Here is a 19,440-nt window from a genome sequence, read left to right on the forward strand (position 1 = left end):
CTCCAACCCACATACATTTGAGCGACAGTGGAAGTTTTGCACGCGATCGTATGACTGCTTTCAACTTCGATATTTTGCCTGCTAACCTCACAAATGCAATGACTTACCAGGATCTAGCGGCTGGAGAAATTCTTTTTCATCAAAACGATCCAGCAACAGCTATTTTTGCGGTTGAGTCTGGGCGAGTTAGTTTGATCCACTACACTGAAGCAGGAAAGACTGTCAATCACTATTCCGTGATGACTGGAGAGTACTTTGCTGAAGTTGCCCTGTTTAATGAAATTTATGTTTGTACAGTAATTGCTGAAATTCCCTCGCGGATCGTCTCTTTTCCAAAGCAAGTGTTCTTAACCGCGCTAGCGCAAGATCCAGATCTATCAACAGCTTTTATCGAGCAGCTAGCACGCCGATTGCACTATACAAAATTATTGTTGGAACTGCGAGGAATTCGTTCTGCCCGCGAACGAGTATTGCATTACCTGCGCGTCATGACTCCTCCCAACAAAAAAACGGTCAGTTTAAACCGTCCTTTAAAACAAATTGCTGGAGATATCGGCATTAGCCCTGAAGTTTTCTCTCGGACGCTGACGCAACTACAAAATGAGCGGTTAATTACTCGTGTGAGGAGAAGAATTACTTTAAATGACTGAGTGAAAGTCAAATGTTAAAAATCAAAAGTCAAAATTGATAACTCAGGGTTTGATGCTCGCTACGGAGAAGTTTTTAACTATAGAGATTATAAAAACTTAAGGTGCGATCGCCTACTATGCTCCTAAGGCTCCCTATTTTAAATTCAAACAAAAATTTGTAGTTATGTTTTAATCTTATTTTTTAGATCGTGTAACTAAATATATTAACGTGTAAATTTTAACACAAGAATTGATTCTAATCATTTTCTCCAAATCGCGATCGCGCTAGGCTCTCTCCTGACGAATTTTACCGCAGTTGTGGATTGAGAAAAATCGTCTATGACAGAATTCAACCCTTTTATTTTCGATCCCTCCCACGAGAGCTACATAGGTACTCGACTTCTCCCTTACTTTCCCTTCCAAACAAGCCACGACATAGGATGGAGCGGAGTTCGCGTCGATCGTCACCGACAGCCGCCTTGGGAGGCGATAGAGCATTCTCTGAGCCACCATTCCATCGTAATTCATCACTGCCAGCAGCCAATGCAAGCAGAACGGATGCTGGACGGAAGAACGCGGAACGAGCAAGTCATCGACGGGTATGTTGAGATTACTCCGGCAAAAGTGCCACAAAAAGCAGCTTGGAGGCAGCAAATTGAATTTACCTTGCTTTTTCTCGATCCTGCATACGTAGCTCAAATTGCCCATGAATCTGTTAATAGCGATCGCATCGAACTCGTACCACATTTTGCCACGTCCGATCCGCTCGTCCACCAAATCGGTTTGGCACTCAAAGCAGAACTCGAAGTAGGTGAATCGAGCAGTCTACTTTATGTCGAGTCAGCAGCAACAATGCTTGCCGCTCATCTACTCAGACACTATTCGGCACAAAAACATAGTTTGTACAAACAAGGTACGCTATCTCGCCGCAGATTCCAACCAGTCATCGATTACATGCACTCGCACCTAGAGCAAAATGTGAGTCTAGCCGAACTAGCTGCTGTGGTACAAATGAGTACCTTTTACTTTGCGCGATCGTTCAAGCAAGCCTTCGGAGTCACACCTTATCAATATTTACTCCAATGCCGGATTGAGAAAGCAAAACAACTGTTGCACTGGCAAGATTTATCGATTGCAGTCATCTCTCGACAAGTCGGATTTCACGATCAAAGCTGCTTCACGGCTAAATTCCGTCATATTGTGGGAGTCACACCTAAAAAATACAGAGCAGGGTTGTAATGGCAAGATTTCCATAATTTAGGGCAAGAATTCACAAGACAGCAGTTAGCCAAATTCTTTATTTTTCTAATCGTTACTCAAAAAGAAATACCAATGAACGAGCTGAAAGATAAAGTTGCTTTGGTTACAGGTGGTAGTACGGGAATTGGTCAAGCAACCGCGATCGCATTTGCTCAAGCTGGAGCCAAAGTTGCGATCGCCAGTCGCACTCCAGCAGCAGGAGAGAAAACGGTTAGCCAAATTAAAGCAGCTGGTGGTGATGCTGTCTTTATCAAAACTGACGTGACGCAAGCTAGTGAAGTTGAGGCATTAGTGGATAAGACTGTATCGATTTACGGTCGATTAGATTGCGCCTTCAACAATGCAGGCATCGAAGGAAAACTGGGTGCGATCGTTGATGAAACAGAAGACAATTGGCACAGCGTGATTGATGCCAATATGAAAAGCGTTTGGCTGTCGATGAAATACGAGATTGCCCACATGTTGAAAAACGGCGGCGGAGCAATTGTCAACAATGCTTCGGTGGTAGGACTAATTGCCATGCCCAATGTCGCTACTTATACAGCTAGCAAGCATGGTGTAGTAGGACTAACCAAAGCTGCGGCGCTGGAATGTGCTAGAGCTGGAATTCGAGTCAACGCCGTGGCTCCAGCTGTGATTCACACTCCTATGCTCGATCGCTTTGTCGGCGGAAGTCAAGAAGCGATCGCGGCTTTTGGCGATCGACACCCAATCGGACGAGTCGGTAGACCTGAAGAAATCGCTGCTGCGGTACTTTGGTTGACCTCCAATGCAGCTTCTTTTGTTACCGGACACACTTTAGCTGTGGATGGTGGCTACACCGTGCAGTAAGGGCGCTCGCACTTGAAGTGACCTACAAATTTTACTTCTTCGATCTGTTCTCGCTGGATCTGATGATATCTAGCGAGCGATCGCTTTGCAAAATTTTAGTTGCCTGAAAAAAATTTTAGTTGAAGGATGTGACGTGATGTATACAAATCGGTGGTTACACTCTGCCTTGAAAGTGGTACAAACAATTTCCACAACAATAGCTGCAACCCTTGTTTTACCTCTAGCAGCTTTGGCAGAGTCTGGACCTGGACCTGGACCCCTCGGATCTGGACCTGGATGCAATTTTTTCCCTGCATCGGCATCGATAGGTACTCGTGTTGACCAAACTTATTTTGGACCTCCTCCAACCGATCCCAGCCTGGTTGGTCCAGTGCAAACACTGCGATCGGGAACGGTTAGTTTCGATCGCAATTCTTTTCCTGGTACTGTGACTCTACCCTTGTATAAAGGTTATTTAAAATCGGGCGAAACTGTTTGGTACGTCATCACCGACACAGACGACGAGGCAAATGCTGAAGCACTCGGTTTTAACTTTTCGTCCAAACTATCCTACTCAACTCCAGGGGCGCGGACTGGCAACTTCAACTCTCAGGGAGAAATTATTTTCGACCAGGGGAAAGTTGATTTCAGCCCAGAAAGACAAGTACAGCCAGGGTCTAAAGAACGTCCTTTCCCAGTCGCTAGCGCCCAACCTGGCTCGGTTGGAGACAAGGATTACAGTCCTTTAGTGAGAATACTTAACTCTGGGGGTCGGGTCTACAATGCACCGATAGTTGCTTTTAACGTGCCTGCCGATAAGATTAATTTTCCTCAAGGCAACCCCAACTACAAGCTAGTACACGATGAAGTTGTGGCGATCGATACTGAGAAAATGACTGTCACTTTAAACTTGGTCAACGGTTTCAGTTTCGGTCGTCCGGTGTGGTACGTTTCAATGGATTCCAGCGATCCAACGGTGGCTGCAATTGAAGGTGCAACTTCTGCCCCTGCTTTACAGAAGATAGAAGTAGGTGGTGACGATAGTTTTAGTAGTGCTGTCGAGCGGATTTTTATTGCCATAAATGGACCGTCGCAAAATGGTTGTAAGAATCCACAACGCCAAGGGCTGTACGCGGCTTTAACTGACGGTTATCGCCCTAATAACGTTTTAGGAGGTATCCCGACGATCGCGAATGACTATAGCCCACTTTGGGATATCAACCTTTACGAGTGGACGCAGGATGCAGTAAACAACGGCGATCGCACCCAGCTACGAGAAGAATTCCACATCCTGGGTCTAGTTGAATCTGGTTTCCTCACTGGTCCTAATGGTTCCGAGTTTGGCTCGACAGGCATCATCAACAACTGCCCGATCGTATTTCGCCTATTGTAATTTCTCGACGCACGAACTCAAAGCCGAATTAAGAGCTAATTCTTACGTTGTTCTCAGGAAAAACTCATAAATTCATCAGTCGTAACTTAGGTAAGCGATAGATGCTGAAATTGTCGAATTGTTGTTTATTCTCAAATTCTTAGGAGTGAATCAAGTGAAACTCACGTCTGTTTTAGCTGGCTTTGCTTTATTCGGATTAGTAGCAGTTGCAGAAGTGCCGCTGAGAGCGATCGATCCTCAGTTAGGTCAAGCATCTGCCCAAGAGATGCAAATGAAAGGTCCAACTGATATACCGATCCAAAAGAAAATTGAATTAATTACCGCACACAAGGGACAGTTAGGTGGTGGTGACGAACTACGACGCTATTTCTTTGGCGATCTGCTGCCAGTAGCGGTGCAGCCTGGTGGTGCGGGTATGGTCGTACTACTTTATAACAAAGCTAACGATTATACATTTGCTTACTGTGCTACCTACGATGTGGTCGTGGCATTGAGAAAAGGCAGAGTGACGAAGTTTGAGCCGAGTGAAGTGAAGTAATAGTCAAGTCATTCTAGTCGCGATCGCATGAGGAAAAGCTTTGTTACAGATTGGGATATGCCGATTATTACTTTTTAAAGTTAAGCCACAGATTTATCTATGGCTAGCTATTTCTATTTTTGGTGCAGCTAACTCAGTCACGCGCAAGCTGACCGAAATTGGTGCGAGACATTTTCAGGGCGATCGCAATCCCATTTCTCTGTGCAATGTTTTATTTGTTGGCAATCTCTGCGCTTTGTTGGTACTGCTAATTATTTATCGACGGCAAATACAACCAGCTATGTTAAAGCGACTTTCTCGACGAGAGTGGTTGGGATTGATAGTCGTATCAACTTTAGCAGGAGCGATCGCGCCGAGTTTAATTTTTCAGGCACTAGCTGTTACTAATGTCAATACTGTAGTGTTTTTGGGAAGATTAGAGCCACCCTTAACTTTGCTATTGTCTGTCTGGCTATTGTCTGAAAGAGTTAATTTTTGGGAAATTTTGGGTGCATCTATTGCCTTTACGGGAGTAATTTCGATTATTTTTTTGTTTCCAATTCTACAAGGAGTAAATAATATAAGCTTAATGCTAGGCATGGGTGAAATTTTCACTATTGCTGCTGCCATAGCTTTAGCAACAGCCACAATTCTTGGTAAGCTAACCCTCTCTCGGGTTTCTTTAGGAATTTACAGCATTTTTCGCACCGCTTGGGGAACAGTTATTTTCTTTTTCGCTGCTTTACTACTCTACGGCAGGGGACATTTTATGGATGTATTTTCTCCTTTCTTGTGGGAATGGATGTTAGTTTATGGTTCTATTATTGTCGTACTCGGTCAGACTTTCTGGATGACTGGTTTAAGAGCTACTTCTATATCTGAAGCTTCTTTAGTTAGCTCTTTTACTCCCATTGCAGGGATTCTCGCAGCTTATTTCATTTTAGGAGAAGTTCCAACACTGGCGCAGTATATAGGTGGCAGTGTCATAGTTATTGGAGTTTTTCTGAGTCAAATCGGCATCCGGCAAAAAGCATCAATTCGTGCTGCTACACGGAACGCTTCGATTCAAAAACAGCAAGAAATCGAAAGTAATATGGGATTTAAAGGGATATAAGTCAATGCTGGCTGAGAACGTCGAATTCTTGAAGCGATCGCATAACTGAGGGGGTGGTAACTAGCAATTATCTGCGTACTTCTGATTTAGAGAAGGTTGTTGTAAATTTAACTCATTGCCTGTTTGCCACCAGCATCCAGATAAATTGAAATTTACGTAATTTAGTGGACTAGCAGATTAAACCCATTATTGTTGCAGAGGTTTTGTATGGTAGACTTACTCGATGCTTGGAGACTTTTGCATCCCGCGATCGCCGTTACTTTCATCTTCCCTTTGATTGGGATCGTGGCTAACTTCGCATGGCAGACGCGCCAGCGCCGATTGCAAGCTAAAGGGGGTGAGAAAAGTAAAATTCCCCCGACAGTTGGCGTGGAACATAATAAATTTGGCAAGTGGTTGGCTGGAGGCGTAGTAGGATTAGCACTTGTAGGGCTTGCCCGTCCCATTTTTTACCACATTGCAACTAACCAAGTCTGGAGTAAAAACCCTTTTCAAGTTATCTTTATCACCTTGATGTTTGGTGCAACCATCGCCTCTTTGGTGTTGCTTTATCAAGCCAAACAAAAACTTTGGCGGGGAGTGTTTGCCACTTTGACAGGAATGGGTTTAGTGATTCTGGGTTTCCAAGAAGGTGTCTTCCGTCGCGATAACGAATGGTTTGTATCTCATTTCTATATCGGATTGACGGCAGCAATGCTGATGATTTTTTCCTTAGCGATTATGCAAGATATCTATCAGGATCGCTCCCATCGCTGGCGGATCGTCCATGCTATTTTAAATTCGCTCGCGCTATTACTCTTTATCGGACAGGGGATGACTGGGACGCGAGACTTGCTAGAAATTCCTTTACACTGGCAAGAACCATTCATCTACAAGTGTGATTTTAATCAAAAGACTTGTCCTACCCCAACTTCTGTGACTGGTGAGTGGCGCATTGCAAAAGAGTAGAGAATAGATTGACGTTTTATTCAGTTGTATCGCGATCGAGAGCGTGTTGCCTGAGTTCGCTCAGAGAAACGTATTCTAGTGCCGATGCGTGAGTTGACTGTAAAATTATTGGCGGTGCGACACCAGCATCTAGAGCTTCTTGCCAACGAGAAGCGCACAAGCACCAGCGATCGCCTGGTTTTAAGCCAGGAAAGTTAAACTCAGGTACGGGTGTGCTGAGATCGTTTCCCCGCGACTTGGTAAAATTCAAGAAATCTGCCGTTAGTTCTGCGCAAACGACATGCGCTCCATAATCGCCTGCACCAGTATTACATTTACCGTCGCGGTAATACCCAGTCATAGGAGCGCTGCAACAAGTTTTCAGTTCGCTACCGAGAACATTTCTAGCCTGTGCCACGATCGTCATCTCTCCAAAAGTCTCTCTTTATTTGCTTTATAAAGATCTCCTATTTTAAGACAAATGCTCGATCGCTGGCTCTTTTCATAATCTACACGCACGCAACAACTTCTTGATAACTACCCGATTTAACGACTCGACCTTTTTCAATCGAGTAGACGCGATCGCAATGTTCGAGAGTAGAAAGACGGTGAGCTATGATAATCATGGTTTTAGTCCCGCTGAGAGAGCGAATAGCCTCGCTGACAAGACTTTCAGTTTCGTTATCCAGTGCAGCAGTCGCTTCATCTAGCACCAAAATCTCCCGTTCGTGATAGAGGACGCGAGCAATTCCGATTCGCTGGCGTTGTCCTCCCGAGAGGCGTACTCCCCGTTCGCCAACAACTGTATTGATTCCATCGGGAAGTTGCTCGATCAATTCCTCTAACTGAGCCGACTGAATGGCTTTCTCTAATCTTGGCTTGTCAATCAGATCGTCTGGAACACCAAAAGTAATATTTTTCTCAATTGTGTCGTCTATCAGAAAAATAGATTGCGGAATGTAGCCAATTAAATTTTGCCAGGAGCGCAGATCGTTGTAAATTGTTTTACCATCAACTCTAATATTTCCTGTTTCCGGTGCTAAAAGTCCCAAGATGACATCAATTAATGTTGTCTTACCTGCTCCAGATTTACCAATTATCCCAATAGACTGACCTTTCTTGATGTGTAAAGAAATTTCTTTGAGATTGGTTTCTGTGGCGCTAGGATAGCGATAAGTAATTTTGTCTAAAATAATTTCTTGCTCGAATGGCAGACAGCATTTGCTATAGCTTTTTGAATCAAATAACTTACGTAAGCTTCGCTCGTCTAGTATTTTTTGACCCCGCTCGACTTCTAGATTTTCTATTTCTTTTAAATCGTAATAAACTTTATCAACTGAATAAGTACTATTTCTCATGATGCCAAAAGCATAGATTGTATTACTTACTGATGGCAGCAGGCGAATTGAAGCCATTGCAAACACACCCAAAACAGAAGTTAAGTTTTCTGCATTCTGATTAGATAGTAAAAATATAATTGTAAATCCAACTAAAAAAGTTACTAGAATAGCTTCTAGTAAGATACGCGGTAAAATTGAGAATGCTTGAAAGGAGCTAAGTGCAAAAGCAAATTTATCAATCTGGGCTTTCATTTGATTCTCAAAATAAGATTCACAGCCAATAATGCGTGTCTCTTTCAGTCCTCCTAGTCCATGATTGATAATCCGAATCATTTCTGTATTAGATTCCGAAGCTTCTTGTCCCCATTGCGAAATTTTATATCTAAAAAAGTAAATTAACCCAAAGGCTGGTAAAAGAATTGCTGCTACGCTTAGTGTTGCTATTAAGTTCGTTTTTGATAGCAAAAAAATCAAAGCCAATATCACTGTGATATTGGCTAAAGATGTAAGGAAAGGCAGCATAAAATGAGTGCAGAATTTATCGGTTTCGTTGACAACATTCTGAATTAATAAGGCTGAATTGCGATTCAAATGAAAAGTGTAGGGTGCTGCTAAATAGGAGTGGAGTAACTTGGCTGAGAGTTCACCTTGCTGCTTGAAGGAAAATTTGAACACATACTTCTGACCGTAAAAGCTTAGGACAGACTTGAAGTATAAAATTCCGATAGTTGCTGCACTCAGTAAATATAAAAATTGTTTGTCGTTTTGAAATCCAGACTGAGTATAAAACCAATGCAGCCAGGAATTTTGATAGATTGCCTGCGGATTACTTGCCAAGGCAATAAATGGTCCAACTAGTCCAATTCCTATTGCTTCCATCAGAGAAGTCAAGAGAAAGAAGAATATTAGGAAAAATAGTTGTCTTCTCTTGCCTGCAAGGATATAAAAAAACTTAGATAAGTAGCCGATCATGTAGAGATAAGTTAGCTATAGTCAGCCACAATCGTAGTTTAAGTAAGTTAAAAAGGCTACTCAACAATTTGTAATTTTACTCAATCTTTAAATTTTGTTTGGTTTATGTAAAAACAAATATATCAAAATAGTGAGTTTACGTAAAAATGCTTAAATATGCCGAAAAGTCACTTTACTGTTATACCGAGATTTTAGGCGATCGCTACTTAGACTCCACAGGGGTTCGTGGGATAAGATATGAGAGATGCGATCGCTCAATAATTAACTATTTACCGTTTCTGCCGCTGGTAATAGCAATTTTCAATTGGATGGGTGACATTTGTAGGGGCGCACAGCTGTGCGCCCCTACAGATCGTGTGTTTTCCTTGATTGAAAACCGCTATAACTACGGTTGTGGCAAATCTGTCAAGTTGGCATAGGTAGGAAAAGCAGACCGCAGAGAGAGGAAATAAAGCCGAAAATCCGATAAGTTTAGAGCTTTGTGCTTAAATTTTTCCTCAAATTCACTATGGCTTTCGATTATGACTTGTTTATCATTGGCGCTGGTCCTGGGGGAGTAGCCGCTGCAAGACAAGCTAAAACTTACGATGTCCGCGTTGGAATTGCCGAACGAGAGGCAGTTGGTGGTACTTGTGTCAATCGTGGTTGTATCCCTAAAAAGTTTATCGTCTACGCTGCTGATTTTGCCTTACACGATCGCGCAGCTGCAAGTTACGGCTGGAGTAAATGCGATCGTCAGTTTGACTGGTCGTATTTTATCGCCTCCGTCCATCAACAAATCGAACAGCGCCGCCAATCTTTTTTTAAAAAGTTTCAACAGGCGGGCATTGATGTCATTCGGGGTCAAGCAACTTTTATCGATCCACACACCGTAGAAATCGACGGACGCAAAGTCACGGCTGACAAAATTATCATTGCTGTGGGTGGCAAATCCATTAAACCATCAAAAATTCTAGGGATAGAATATGCAATTACATCCCGTCAAATGCTTGAACTTCCCCAACTACCGCAACGTTTAGCAATTGTTGGTGGCGGCTATATTGGCGTAGAATTCTCTAGCATGATGAATGCTTTCGGCGTTGAAGTGACATTAATGGATCGCGATGAAACAATTTTATCGGGATTTGATGACGATGTTCGTACTGCCGTACAGCAGGGGTTGAGTCAAAGAGGAATTGAATTTCTCGGCAACACAACGGCAAAAGAAATCAAACAAGATGCTACAGGATTGCAGGTTGTTTTAGAAGGCAACGATCCTCAGACGATCGCAGCCGACACCGTACTCTTTGCCACAGGTAGAAGCCCCAACACTGAAAATCTAGGTTTAGAAAATGCTGGGGTAGAATTGGATGAAAAAGGCGCGATCGCGGTTGATGCTTATAGTCGCACGAACCAAGCGCATATCTTTGCTGTAGGTGATTGTACCAATCGCAAGCAATTGACTCCAGTTGCCCGAACAGAAGGTCGGGCAGTAGCGCGAACAATTTTTGACAAGCAATCGCCACAAATTGATTACACTCTCGTTCCTACCGCTGTCGTTGCCCGTCCTGAAGCTGCTGCTGTAGGATTGACAGAAGCGCAAGCACGGGAAAAATTCGGCGATGCCGTGCAATGCTACCGCACCCAATTTGAACCCCTGTTTTACAGCATGACAGATCGCTCCGAGCAAGCGATGATGAAATTAGTAGTAGATCGGCGCAGCGATCGCGTGTTAGGCGCTCATATGGTAGGCGAAAATGCTGCTGAGATTATTCAAAGTCTGGCAGTTGCGATCCAAAAAGGCATTGCTAAACAAGATATTGACGCAAACCTTGGCATCCATCCAACCACCGGAGAGGAATTCTTCTTGTTAGATTAAATTTAAACCCGTACAGTACGCCTGTTAAATCCCCTCCTATTCCAACATATCTCACCACAAACTTGAAGATCGCGACCAAATCAGTTGATAGGTGATAGATAATTTTTCTACCAACTGCCAACTACCAACTACCAACTACCATAGGAACATATTGACTCATGACATTCGACTACGATTTATTTGTTATTGGCGCTGGATCTGGAGGGCTAGCAGCTTCTAAACGGGCAGCTAGCTACGGTGCAAAAGTAGCGATCGCAGAAGAAAGTCTCGTTGGTGGTACTTGTGTCGTCCGAGGCTGTATTCCGAAAAAACTCATGGTTTACGGTTCTCGCTTTCCGGCTTTGTTTCACGATGCTGCGGGTTATGGCTGGCACGTTGGCGAGACGAGTTTAGATTGGCAACACTTCATCACTGTTATTGATAACGAAGTGAACCGTCTTTCTCAGTTGCATATCAACTTTTTAGCAAAAGCTGGAGTCGAGTTAATTCCCAGTCGCGCCGCTTTGATAGATCCCCACACGATCGAAGTAGATGGGCGCAAAGTCACGGCTGAAAAAATCTTAATTGCCGTTGGCGGTCGTCCGATTAAACCAGACATTCCGGGTATGGAACATGTCATTACCTCGAATGAAATGTTTCACCTGCCCGAAAAACCCAAACACATAGCGATTATTGGAGCTGGTTACATTGGGGTGGAATTTGCCTGTATTATGCGCGGTCTGGGTTGCGAAGTTACCCAAATTATTCGCAAAGATTTGATTTTACGAGGATTCGATCGCGACATCCGTAATGAAATTCAGCAAGGCATGATTCATCACGGAATTCAAGTCATCACTGATAATGTTGTCAAGGCGATCGATCGCGTCCCCAAAGGATTAAAGCTAACACTCTCTGACCAAGATCGAGAACCAGTTGTTGCCGATGTGGTTTTAGCTGCAACTGGTCGTACTCCTTATGTTGAAGGACTTGGCTTAGAAAATGCAGGTATAGATTTAGTTCCCAGTTCCCTAGAAGGTCCAGGCTACAGTACCACTAAGGCGATCGCGGTGAACGAATTTAGTCAAACTTCACAGCCACACATCTTTGCTGTCGGTGATTGTACCGACCGGATTAACCTCACTCCTGTCGCCATTGGTGAAGGTCGTGCTTTCGCGGATACAGAATTTGGTAATCTACGCCGCGCTTTTAACCATGAAATCGTCGCTTCAGCCGTATTTTCTACTCCCGAAGCCGCCACTGTCGGCATGACAGAAGATGACGCGATCGCCCAACTGAGTGAAGATGGAGTCAAAATCTATCGCGCCCGTTTTCGTCCCCTATTTCACAGCTTGACTGGTGCTGCTGATAAGACGCTGATGAAATTAGTTGTCGATGCTCAGACCGAACGAGTCTTGGGAGCGCATATGGTAGGAGAATACTCGGCGGAAATTATTCAAGGAGTGGCGATCGCCGTAACTATGGGCGCAACCAAAAAAGATTTCGATGCTACTGTTGGCATTCATCCTTCTACCGCTGAAGAATTCGTCACTATGCGTTGATGGTAAGACTACTCCCTGTTTCCGTCGAATTCATTTCTACTTTTATGCACAGCTAGTCACATTACGGCTAGCTTGTTTTTTTTGCCATATTATTGTGGACAATCTGCGTAAGCCTGCCAAGCGCGATCGCAAATATCAATAATTTCACGGATATTTTCGACAACTACAGTTGTTATAAATGGCTTGTACTATTTTTAGATAAAAGTTTTAGCTCTTTTTATCTAGCAGCATTCATAGCAGTGAAGATGTAAATAACATCACAAGACTTGGCAAGGGTGGGAATCAAATCGAGAACAGCCAATTATGGAAATTACCGGACAATTATTAGAATTTTCCTTACTGAATATTTTTCATTTCATCGAGCAATTTCACCAAACGGGCTTGCTCTCGCTTCAGCCTGAACCAAGTGACGACTCTCAACTAGGAAAAAGCTGCTATCTCTGGTTTCAAGCAGGTGGTATTGTTGCAATAGTCGAGCAACTCGATAACCAGCACTTGCTCTCAATGATCGATAAGCGGGGCTGGATTGCACCAGAATTACTCAATATCTTGTCTGAGCCAAATGGCATAGAACATCCTCTGGGAGTTGAGTTGAAAACAAATGGACAGTTGAATGCCGAACAATTACAGGTTTTGTTTCACGCTCAAGTCATTCAGCCTGTCTGCGCTTTATTTAAATTATCGCGGGGTCATTTTAGCTTTAATTCGCAAGCGACTTTACCGAAAATCGAAATGACGGGTTTGAGCTTACCAGTAGCAGAGGCAACTTTATTAGGTTTGCGGGTATTGCGAGACTGGAAGCCATTTACGGCAAAACTGCCAACCCCATCTGACATTTTAAATAAGAATGTTGTTGCTAAGCCACGATTCCAACTCGATGCCCAAGAAAGGCAAGTATGGGAACTCGTTAATGGTAAAACTTCAATTGAAGCGATCGCCAAGCAGTTGCAACAACCATTGGAATCCATCCAACAAATCGCTTTTCGGATGAAGGTCGTTGGGTTATTAGGCTCTGTCTCTACCTCTCTCATGTCTGGGGAGACAACTGAAGAAACAGTGATTGAGAGCGGTGTAGGAGCGAATGGTGCTGCGGTAGCTAATCCTTCGCTAGTCAAGAATTTAGTCAACTTACTCAATACTAAAATTGTCTGATGCTGGTTCAACATGCATTTGTCAAGATGAATTTATTAACGTTAAAGCGTTACATTTATGGGTAAGAAGATTCATGTTTTGTTAGTTATCTGCGAACAGCATATTAACTGTCAACTGTCAACCGCTTGAACAACAAATTGACACTTGAGCAGCAAATTCATTTATTTACATGGTTTTGCCTCTAGCCCTCAGTCGGCTAAGGCTGTCTATCTATGCGATCGCTTTGCCCAAATCGGTCTATCTTTATGCGTTCCCGATCTCAATCAGGGCGATTTTTCACATTTAACAATCACGCGGCAGTTACATCAAGTTGTTACTCTGTTACCACCACTTCCTACATCTGTCACAGTTGTTGGTTCTAGTTTAGGTGGGCTAACCGCAGCTTGGTTGGGGCAGAATTACCAGCAAATTCAACGGTTAGTATTACTCGCACCTGCATTTGAATTTCTCACCCACTGGCTGCCGCGATTAGGCACGGCACAGCTTCAGCAATGGCGGACAGATAGGTATCTACAGACCTATCATTACGGCGAAAACTGCTTGCTACCCCTAGATTATAATTTCGTCCTCGATGCCACGCAGTATCGAGAAACAGAAATATCCCGCCCTCTCCCCACTCTCATTCTTCACGGAATTCACGATGAAGTGATTCCAGTGCAATCCAGCCGCAATTTTGCGCGTCACCGCCCTTGGGTACAATTAATTGAGCTAGATAGCGACCACGCTTTAGCTAATGTCCTGCCTGAGATTTGGGATATAATTAAAGCTTTCTGTCAGTTATCAGGCAAGTAATGCTGCCATTCATCCGCTCAGACCTGGCTCGGTTCACAGCTTACAAACCCCATCCCAATAGTCCATCTGGAAAAGCTGTTGAGTCGTCAATTGCGCTCGATCGCTTAGATACAAATGAAAGTCCGTTCGATCTACCCCAGGAGTTGAAAGAAAAGCTTGCCTGGATGTATCAGCACGCACTAGAGAGCAACCGCTATCCTGATGGGGAACACGCTCAGCTCAAAAGCGCGATCGCCCAATATGTCAATGAGTCAGCGGTACTAGCTGATGCTGGTTTTACCAGCGCCAATATTTCTGTCGGTAATGGTTCGGACGAACTGATTCGTTCTTTGTTAATTGCAACTTGCTTGCAGGGAGAAGGAGCGATTTTAGTTGCCAATCCTACGTTTTCGATGTATGGAATTTTAGCTCAAACTTTGGGTATTCCCGCGATCGCTGTGGCGCGAAACCCCGACAACTTCGAGATCGATCTAACTGCGGCAAAATTGGCGATCGCGAACGAGCAAAATCCTCCCATCCGCGTTGTGTTTGTCGTCCATCCCAATTCACCTACAGCTAATGCTTTAACTACAGCGGAATTGGAGTGGTTGCGTAGCTTACCACAGGAGATTTTAGTCGTCATTGACGAAGCTTATTTCGAGTTTAGTCAAACAACTGTTGCCAGCGAATTATTGCACCGCTCGAATTGGATTGTACTGCGGACATTTTCCAAAGCTTTTCGCTTGGCAGCACATCGGGTAGGCTATGCGATCGGGCATCCAGAATTAATTATGACTTTGGAAAAAATTCGTCTCCCTTATAATTTACCTACATATTCTCAAGCAGCAGCCGCGATTGCTCTTCAGTATCGTCACACCTTATTGAGCGCAATTCCCCAAATTTTATCTGAAAGAAGCAAGCTAATGCAGGTTTTAACCGCTTGCCCTCAGTTCAAAGTCTATCCAAGTATGGCTAATTTTATTTTTATTCAGTTACAGCAGGATGCGATCGCCCTAGAAAGCGATTCCCTTAACAAGTTACATCAACAGTTACAAGCTAGCGGTACGTTAGTCAGACAGATTAGCAACGGCTTGCGAATTACTATCGGCACACCAGAGGAAAATGCTCGTACTTTAGAGAGACTTTTATCAGTTCTGAGTGGCTGATGGAACCAGAATTGCTTCCTTGTCCCCCTTGTCTCCCTTGTCTCCCTTGTCTCCCTTGTCTTGTCTTAACCCCTCAACTGCGCATCCTAAATTCGGCGGCGCTCAATGCTACTCGGTCGGCGTACCATAGCAACAGTTTGGGGCAGAATGCCAACTAGCAGGGCAAAAGCCTCGTCTGAAACACGATTTACAGTTTCCGTGTCAAAATACTGTTCAAATTGTTCGAGAATTTTTTGCACTCGTTGCTGGGGAACTGTCTTCTCGGTAATTTGCTTCATCAACCGAATCCACTGCCGTCGGATTAAGTAAGCTTTCTGACAGTCTTCATGGGATTCAGGCGTAACTAAAGAAAGATTTCCGACTGGTATTGCTGCTTGACAATCGCGATCGTAAAAACCCCCCACTGCGGCTCCAGGTCCGGCAAATTCTGCATGAAAGCGCTTGATCACGATCAACCCATTTCTGCGGCGACTGTTGACCATCAGTACTTGCCCGTTGTGCAGCAGCTGTAGAATTTCTGAAGCATTCTGACTTTCGTTAATATGTGTCATGCTGCTAGAACCACAGGAATCGGTAATGCCGATACTGCTACAAGGGGTTTGGGCTAGTAGTAGAGCAGGTTGGTAATACGATTGGATTCTACTATCCATTTTTCCTACTCAAGATAAGTTTTCTGTGGGTTTGTAAGTATAAAGAGTAGCTAGGAGTTAAATCCAACTGCTTTGCCTTCCCTTCAATCTAAAACATGACGACAGAGCAAACAAAAACGCGATTTTTGTCTTTGGTTACCCATTTTGCTTCATATTCTATTTGATCTAGCAAAGGCTGATATAAAGTAACTATGAGGTAAGTTTAAAGCCTTAATAAAGATTAAATTCATAAATCTTATAGGCTGAGAAGAGGCTAATATCTATTTAAGCAATAATTAATACCGTATTGCTTGAATATTTTAACGTTTACTTAATTATTTGGCAGCAGTTACAATTTGTATCCTTTTTGCTAGCGGTGGGATCGATAGAGCGACCTGAAAGGGATAGACAGCTTTGCACCGCTCAAGGTCAGAGATCGTCATTCCAGTGTCAAGTTTTCGATCTAGCTGTCAGTACCAAAATCGCATTCAATTACTATTGCTGGATTTGAGGTGCTTGTGTAATAGCATCTGCCGAGGTTGTTTAAATAGCCAATGACTCCAACTTGTATCAATTTGTTCTAACTGATATCCCAATTTTAGATAGAGTTGTCGTGCTTGATGATTATTTTCTAAGACATGGAGAAATAGATCGTCAAAACCCCAAGATTTAGCAACTTGTTCGCAGCTAAGCAGTAATTTCCCGGCTATTCCTTGGCGGCGACGAGTTGTATGAACCGCTAGATTTGAAAGATAGGGATATTGATAGCCTTGGCGATAGGAAGTAAAGCTGCAAGTGGTTCCAAGCGGGATTGTACGTAATGCCAGTTCTACTGTTCCAGCTATACCCAACGTACTGTCATGGGAATACATACCTGTATTTTCGTTTTGTGCAGTTTTTTCCACTGCGACTAGACAGACGTGATGCGGGGCAGTAGCATGAATGCGATGGCGAATGTCTTCATAAATACCCACTCTCAACAACGGGTAAGTCCAACCAAAAAATCCTTCGCGAGAGTGAAAACTGTCTGCTAGAACTTCTGCCACACTTGACACATCTTCCAGTCTGGCAGGACGAACTTGCCAGTGGAAGTTGCGATCGCCTGGTTGCGATGTCGGCACTTGAAAATTAGATGGAGTCAAAGAGGAAGATTTTGAAACATATAAGCTGCCCACTGCCAAATATCCTAAACGATCGCTACAGCTAAGACCAGAATAGCTTATGGAAGACCGCTCGGAAATCAGAGGTCAGCACAAAAAGTCACGAGCGCTAGCCACTTCACCACTCCCTACTTCCCGATTGCTGAGTAACTGCGTGCAAACTCAATAAAATCTATGTTATTCTAATTGAGTTGTCCAGTAGCGACATCTTGTATCGTCAACGGCGTGCGGGCATAGTTTAGTGGTAAAACCATAGCCTTCCAAGCTATTGATGCGAGTTCGATTCTCGCTGCCCGCTTTTTGATTAAAACCCCTGAAATCGTTGAGCTTCAGGGGTTTTGCAGTTTCATGCTATTCGAGAAAATAGTACAAAAGTTCTAAATTCGTGTTAAAAATTGGGGTAAAGTTGGGGTAAATTATTGGCGTTGATACGCCAGCAACACGCTTGCTAGTGCAGATGAGAGCAAATCAAATCGTTCGTGGAGTATAAAAGCCCACAATGCTCGGAAAATACAATGCTCTTTGCTTACGGACAATTTACAACGTATCTATACAAACTACCTACTCGCGATCTCAGCAAAGCTAGTGAGATTAGAGATTATGCGCTCAAAACATTTCCGATTGAGCATATATTTATTGAACGTTTATGGCGCTCGCTCAAGTATGAATTAATTTACTTGTTGGATTTTCGTGATGGAAAACATTTAAAATTTGAGGTCAAAAAATGGTTTAATTTGTATAATGAACAAAGATTTTATCAAGCATTAGATTATCAAACTCCTAATACTGTTTATTGGAAAAGTTTGAAATCTCTTGAACTTGTTTGATGGAGCGAGTGCTTACCATTGGGTTAGAGCTTAACTATCCCCTCAAATTGTCTAACCATTGGGAGCCACTTCACTATTTGATGGGGTATTTCCTTTTTTTATTTTTCAACCTCTTGGGCTAGTTGTTGACGAGCCAGTATCGATAAATGTCAAATTGACTCCGAGCAAATGCTGTTTTTGACTGAAAACGGGAACGATGTAAATATCAAAGTAACTTGTACCTTTTGAAGTGTTCCACTCGATGTTTTTCAAAGTGACTCGACGACGATTCCGATAAAATGTTTGAAGCGAAGTCTGAGAACCCAGCAACTTTCCAGGTTTGAGTTCTTCAAAGGGACGATGCCAATCGTTTAAGGTTAATCCGAATAGGATATTTGCCTGGTTGTTGGAAGCGACTAGACAACCACGATTGTCTACTGCTAGTTGAGCCTCATGACTTGTTTCATAAGCAGTTTGCCAAAATTGAATTTGGCTGGTCGTTGTATCAATGACTTGCTCTTTACTAGATTTGGGGTTAATTAATAGGTGGTCATTCAGTTCCAGATTTAGCCCTTTTGCATAAACGTGATGCTTTAAACTGATAGACGTAAAAATTTGTCTGTGGTTGACTAATGTTTCTGAATTACCCAGGAAGAGAAAACCAGTGTTTTTCAGCGCAAAGTGGAAGCGAACAAAGATCGATGCTTGTGTCTCTGGGGTGAAATAGATTAGTACATTACGACACGATAAGAGATCGATTTTGGACATCGGCGCATTTTTAGCCAGGTTGTGATGACCGAAGACGATCTGGCGGCGCATTTGTCGGTGAAACACATAACTATCAGGAGTTGGCTCAAAGTATTTCTCCAGCAGTTGGGGAGGAATTGATGTAACTTGTTTGGAGTCATAAGTGGCAAGACGCGCTTGTCCAATCGCAGCTTCATCCACGTCTGTGGCATAAAATTGAACTCGCTGCAAACAAGCTTCGATCCCTAAAGCTTCGGCAAACAACATCAGTAGGCTATACACTTCCTGTCCAGCAGCACAACCCGCACTCCAAACTCGAATTGGTTCATCAGGCTGAACGCTGGCGATGATTTTGGGGATGATGTTGCTTGCTAAGTAGTCCCAAGCGTCGCGATCGCGAAAGAAACTAGTGACGTTAATCAGAACGGTATCTAACAGCGCCCTCCACTCAGAGTCGTGGCTTTGCAAATACTGTAAGTAATCTTGATAGCTACCAATGTTGATGCTCTGCATTCGCTGCCGAAATCGCCGCACCAAACTAGAGCGTTTATAGCCCGTCAAGTCACAGCCGCGATTGTGCTTGAGGTAGTCTAATAAGGCTTCAAATTCTGGCTCGGCTGGGAGCAGATTCATCGAAAGGTTTGAGATTTA

Annotated in this window: 19 protein-coding genes and 1 tRNA gene; 15 read left to right on the forward strand and 5 right to left on the reverse strand. The window is 43.4% G+C overall.

The genetic code is table 11. From position 1 onward, the window contains the following. Positions 1-98 precede the first annotated feature (98 nt). From C7Y66_RS05310 to C7Y66_RS05340, 7 genes are all read left to right on the forward strand, one after another. Entirely contained in the window at positions 99-650 is a 552-nt protein-coding gene (locus tag C7Y66_RS05310) for a Crp/Fnr family transcriptional regulator (RefSeq protein ID WP_233222537.1), read from the forward strand. A gap of 318 nt (positions 651-968) precedes the next feature. After that, a complete protein-coding gene (locus C7Y66_RS05315; RefSeq protein ID WP_106544761.1) occupies positions 969-1,868 on the forward strand; it encodes an AraC family transcriptional regulator in 900 nt (299 codons plus the stop codon). 93 nt (positions 1,869-1,961) lie between these two features. Then, positions 1,962-2,720, forward strand: coding sequence for an SDR family oxidoreductase (locus C7Y66_RS05320; RefSeq protein WP_106544762.1), 759 nt, complete (start codon positions 1,962-1,964; stop codon positions 2,718-2,720). A 136-nt stretch (positions 2,721-2,856) separates the two neighbouring features. Next, positions 2,857-4,092, forward strand: a complete 1,236-nt coding sequence (locus C7Y66_RS05325; RefSeq protein ID WP_106544763.1) for a hypothetical protein — start codon at positions 2,857-2,859, stop codon at positions 4,090-4,092. A gap of 154 nt (positions 4,093-4,246) precedes the next feature. Continuing rightward, positions 4,247-4,630: a hypothetical protein gene (locus tag C7Y66_RS05330; RefSeq protein ID WP_106544779.1), complete on the forward strand. Its 384-nt coding sequence runs from the start codon at positions 4,247-4,249 to the stop codon at positions 4,628-4,630. Between the two features lie 40 nt (positions 4,631-4,670). Beyond that, a complete protein-coding gene (locus C7Y66_RS05335) occupies positions 4,671-5,723 on the forward strand; it encodes a DMT family transporter (protein WP_106544764.1) in 1,053 nt (350 codons plus the stop codon). Between the two features lie 207 nt (positions 5,724-5,930). Beyond that, positions 5,931-6,671: a DUF4079 domain-containing protein gene (locus C7Y66_RS05340; protein ID WP_106544765.1), complete on the forward strand. Its 741-nt coding sequence runs from the start codon at positions 5,931-5,933 to the stop codon at positions 6,669-6,671. 16 nt (positions 6,672-6,687) lie between these two features. Here C7Y66_RS05340 and C7Y66_RS05345 read toward each other — a convergent pair whose 3' ends face one another. Then, entirely contained in the window at positions 6,688-7,068 is a 381-nt protein-coding gene (locus C7Y66_RS05345) for a DUF2237 family protein (RefSeq protein ID WP_106544780.1), read from the reverse strand. 91 nt (positions 7,069-7,159) lie between these two features. Continuing rightward, positions 7,160-8,962, reverse strand: coding sequence for an ABC transporter ATP-binding protein (locus C7Y66_RS05350; RefSeq protein WP_106544766.1), 1,803 nt, complete (start codon positions 8,960-8,962; stop codon positions 7,160-7,162). Between the two features lie 146 nt (positions 8,963-9,108). Between C7Y66_RS05350 and C7Y66_RS30430 the strand changes: the two genes are divergently transcribed. The 6 genes from C7Y66_RS30430 (at position 9,109) to C7Y66_RS05375 (ending at position 15,447) form a co-directional block, all read left to right on the forward strand. Then, entirely contained in the window at positions 9,109-9,381 is a 273-nt protein-coding gene (locus C7Y66_RS30430) for a hypothetical protein (protein WP_146149736.1), read from the forward strand. A gap of 89 nt (positions 9,382-9,470) precedes the next feature. Next, complete coding sequence (gorA, locus tag C7Y66_RS05355; protein ID WP_106544767.1) at positions 9,471-10,820, forward strand: glutathione-disulfide reductase; 1,350 nt, start codon at positions 9,471-9,473, stop codon at positions 10,818-10,820. A 158-nt stretch (positions 10,821-10,978) separates the two neighbouring features. Continuing rightward, positions 10,979-12,358, forward strand: a complete 1,380-nt coding sequence (gene gor / locus C7Y66_RS05360) for a glutathione-disulfide reductase (RefSeq protein WP_015154074.1) — start codon at positions 10,979-10,981, stop codon at positions 12,356-12,358. A gap of 303 nt (positions 12,359-12,661) precedes the next feature. Further along, positions 12,662-13,510: a DUF4388 domain-containing protein gene (locus C7Y66_RS05365; RefSeq protein ID WP_106544768.1), complete on the forward strand. Its 849-nt coding sequence runs from the start codon at positions 12,662-12,664 to the stop codon at positions 13,508-13,510. Positions 13,511-13,654: 144 nt separating this feature from the next. Beyond that, positions 13,655-14,302 (forward strand): YqiA/YcfP family alpha/beta fold hydrolase, encoded by a 648-nt coding sequence (locus tag C7Y66_RS05370; RefSeq protein WP_106544769.1) that lies wholly within the window; start codon positions 13,655-13,657, stop codon positions 14,300-14,302. After that, entirely contained in the window at positions 14,302-15,447 is a 1,146-nt protein-coding gene (locus tag C7Y66_RS05375; RefSeq protein WP_106544770.1) for a histidinol-phosphate transaminase, read from the forward strand. The genes C7Y66_RS05370 and C7Y66_RS05375 overlap by 1 nt, the downstream gene beginning before the upstream one ends. Positions 15,448-15,533: 86 nt before the next feature. Here C7Y66_RS05375 and C7Y66_RS05380 read toward each other — a convergent pair whose 3' ends face one another. Continuing rightward, complete coding sequence (locus C7Y66_RS05380) at positions 15,534-16,097, reverse strand: hypothetical protein (protein WP_015154078.1); 564 nt, start codon at positions 16,095-16,097, stop codon at positions 15,534-15,536. 467 nt (positions 16,098-16,564) lie between these two features. Further along, positions 16,565-17,197: a GNAT family N-acetyltransferase gene (locus tag C7Y66_RS05385; protein ID WP_106166430.1), complete on the reverse strand. Its 633-nt coding sequence runs from the start codon at positions 17,195-17,197 to the stop codon at positions 16,565-16,567. Positions 17,198-17,463: 266 nt separating this feature from the next. On the opposite strand from C7Y66_RS05385, the gene C7Y66_RS05390 reads away from it, so the two are divergent. Together C7Y66_RS05390 and C7Y66_RS05395 are read left to right on the forward strand one after the other, a co-directional pair. Next, positions 17,464-17,534 (forward strand) — tRNA-Gly (locus tag C7Y66_RS05390). Between the two features lie 181 nt (positions 17,535-17,715). After that, on the forward strand, positions 17,716-18,063 hold the full coding sequence (locus C7Y66_RS05395; RefSeq protein WP_146149737.1) for an integrase core domain-containing protein: 348 nt from the start codon (positions 17,716-17,718) through the stop codon (positions 18,061-18,063). Between the two features lie 105 nt (positions 18,064-18,168). On the opposite strand, the gene C7Y66_RS05400 is transcribed toward C7Y66_RS05395, so the two are convergent. Continuing rightward, entirely contained in the window at positions 18,169-19,422 is a 1,254-nt protein-coding gene (locus tag C7Y66_RS05400) for a protein-glutamate O-methyltransferase CheR (protein WP_106544772.1), read from the reverse strand. Between the last annotated feature and the right edge of the window lie 18 nt (positions 19,423-19,440).

The sequence above is a fragment of the Chroococcidiopsis sp. CCALA 051 genome, assembly GCF_003015105.1.
Taxonomy (GTDB): Bacteria; Cyanobacteriota; Cyanobacteriia; order Cyanobacteriales; family Chroococcidiopsidaceae; genus Chroococcidiopsis; species Chroococcidiopsis thermalis.

Excerpts from the sequence above, each read along its gene's own strand:
- C7Y66_RS05310 (WP_233222537.1), top strand. The coding sequence starts at position 99 with ATGACTTACCAGGATCTAGCGGCTGGAGAAATTCTTTTTCATCAAAAC.
- C7Y66_RS05315 (WP_106544761.1), top strand. The coding sequence starts at position 969 with ATGACAGAATTCAACCCTTTTATTTTCGATCCCTCCCACGAGAGCTAC.
- C7Y66_RS05320 (WP_106544762.1), top strand. The coding sequence starts at position 1,962 with ATGAACGAGCTGAAAGATAAAGTTGCTTTGGTTACAGGTGGTAGTACG.
- C7Y66_RS05325 (WP_106544763.1), top strand. The coding sequence starts at position 2,857 with ATGTATACAAATCGGTGGTTACACTCTGCCTTGAAAGTGGTACAAACA.
- C7Y66_RS05340 (WP_106544765.1), top strand. The coding sequence starts at position 5,931 with ATGGTAGACTTACTCGATGCTTGGAGACTTTTGCATCCCGCGATCGCC.
- C7Y66_RS05350 (WP_106544766.1), bottom strand. The coding sequence starts at position 8,962 with ATGATCGGCTACTTATCTAAGTTTTTTTATATCCTTGCAGGCAAGAGA.
- C7Y66_RS30430 (WP_146149736.1), top strand. The coding sequence starts at position 9,109 with ATGCTTAAATATGCCGAAAAGTCACTTTACTGTTATACCGAGATTTTA.
- gorA (WP_106544767.1), top strand. The coding sequence starts at position 9,471 with ATGGCTTTCGATTATGACTTGTTTATCATTGGCGCTGGTCCTGGGGGA.
- gor (WP_015154074.1), top strand. The coding sequence starts at position 10,979 with ATGACATTCGACTACGATTTATTTGTTATTGGCGCTGGATCTGGAGGG.
- C7Y66_RS05365 (WP_106544768.1), top strand. The coding sequence starts at position 12,662 with ATGGAAATTACCGGACAATTATTAGAATTTTCCTTACTGAATATTTTT.
- C7Y66_RS05375 (WP_106544770.1), top strand. The coding sequence starts at position 14,302 with ATGCTGCCATTCATCCGCTCAGACCTGGCTCGGTTCACAGCTTACAAA.
- C7Y66_RS05380 (WP_015154078.1), bottom strand. The coding sequence starts at position 16,097 with ATGGATAGTAGAATCCAATCGTATTACCAACCTGCTCTACTACTAGCC.
- C7Y66_RS05400 (WP_106544772.1), bottom strand. The coding sequence starts at position 19,422 with ATGAATCTGCTCCCAGCCGAGCCAGAATTTGAAGCCTTATTAGACTAC.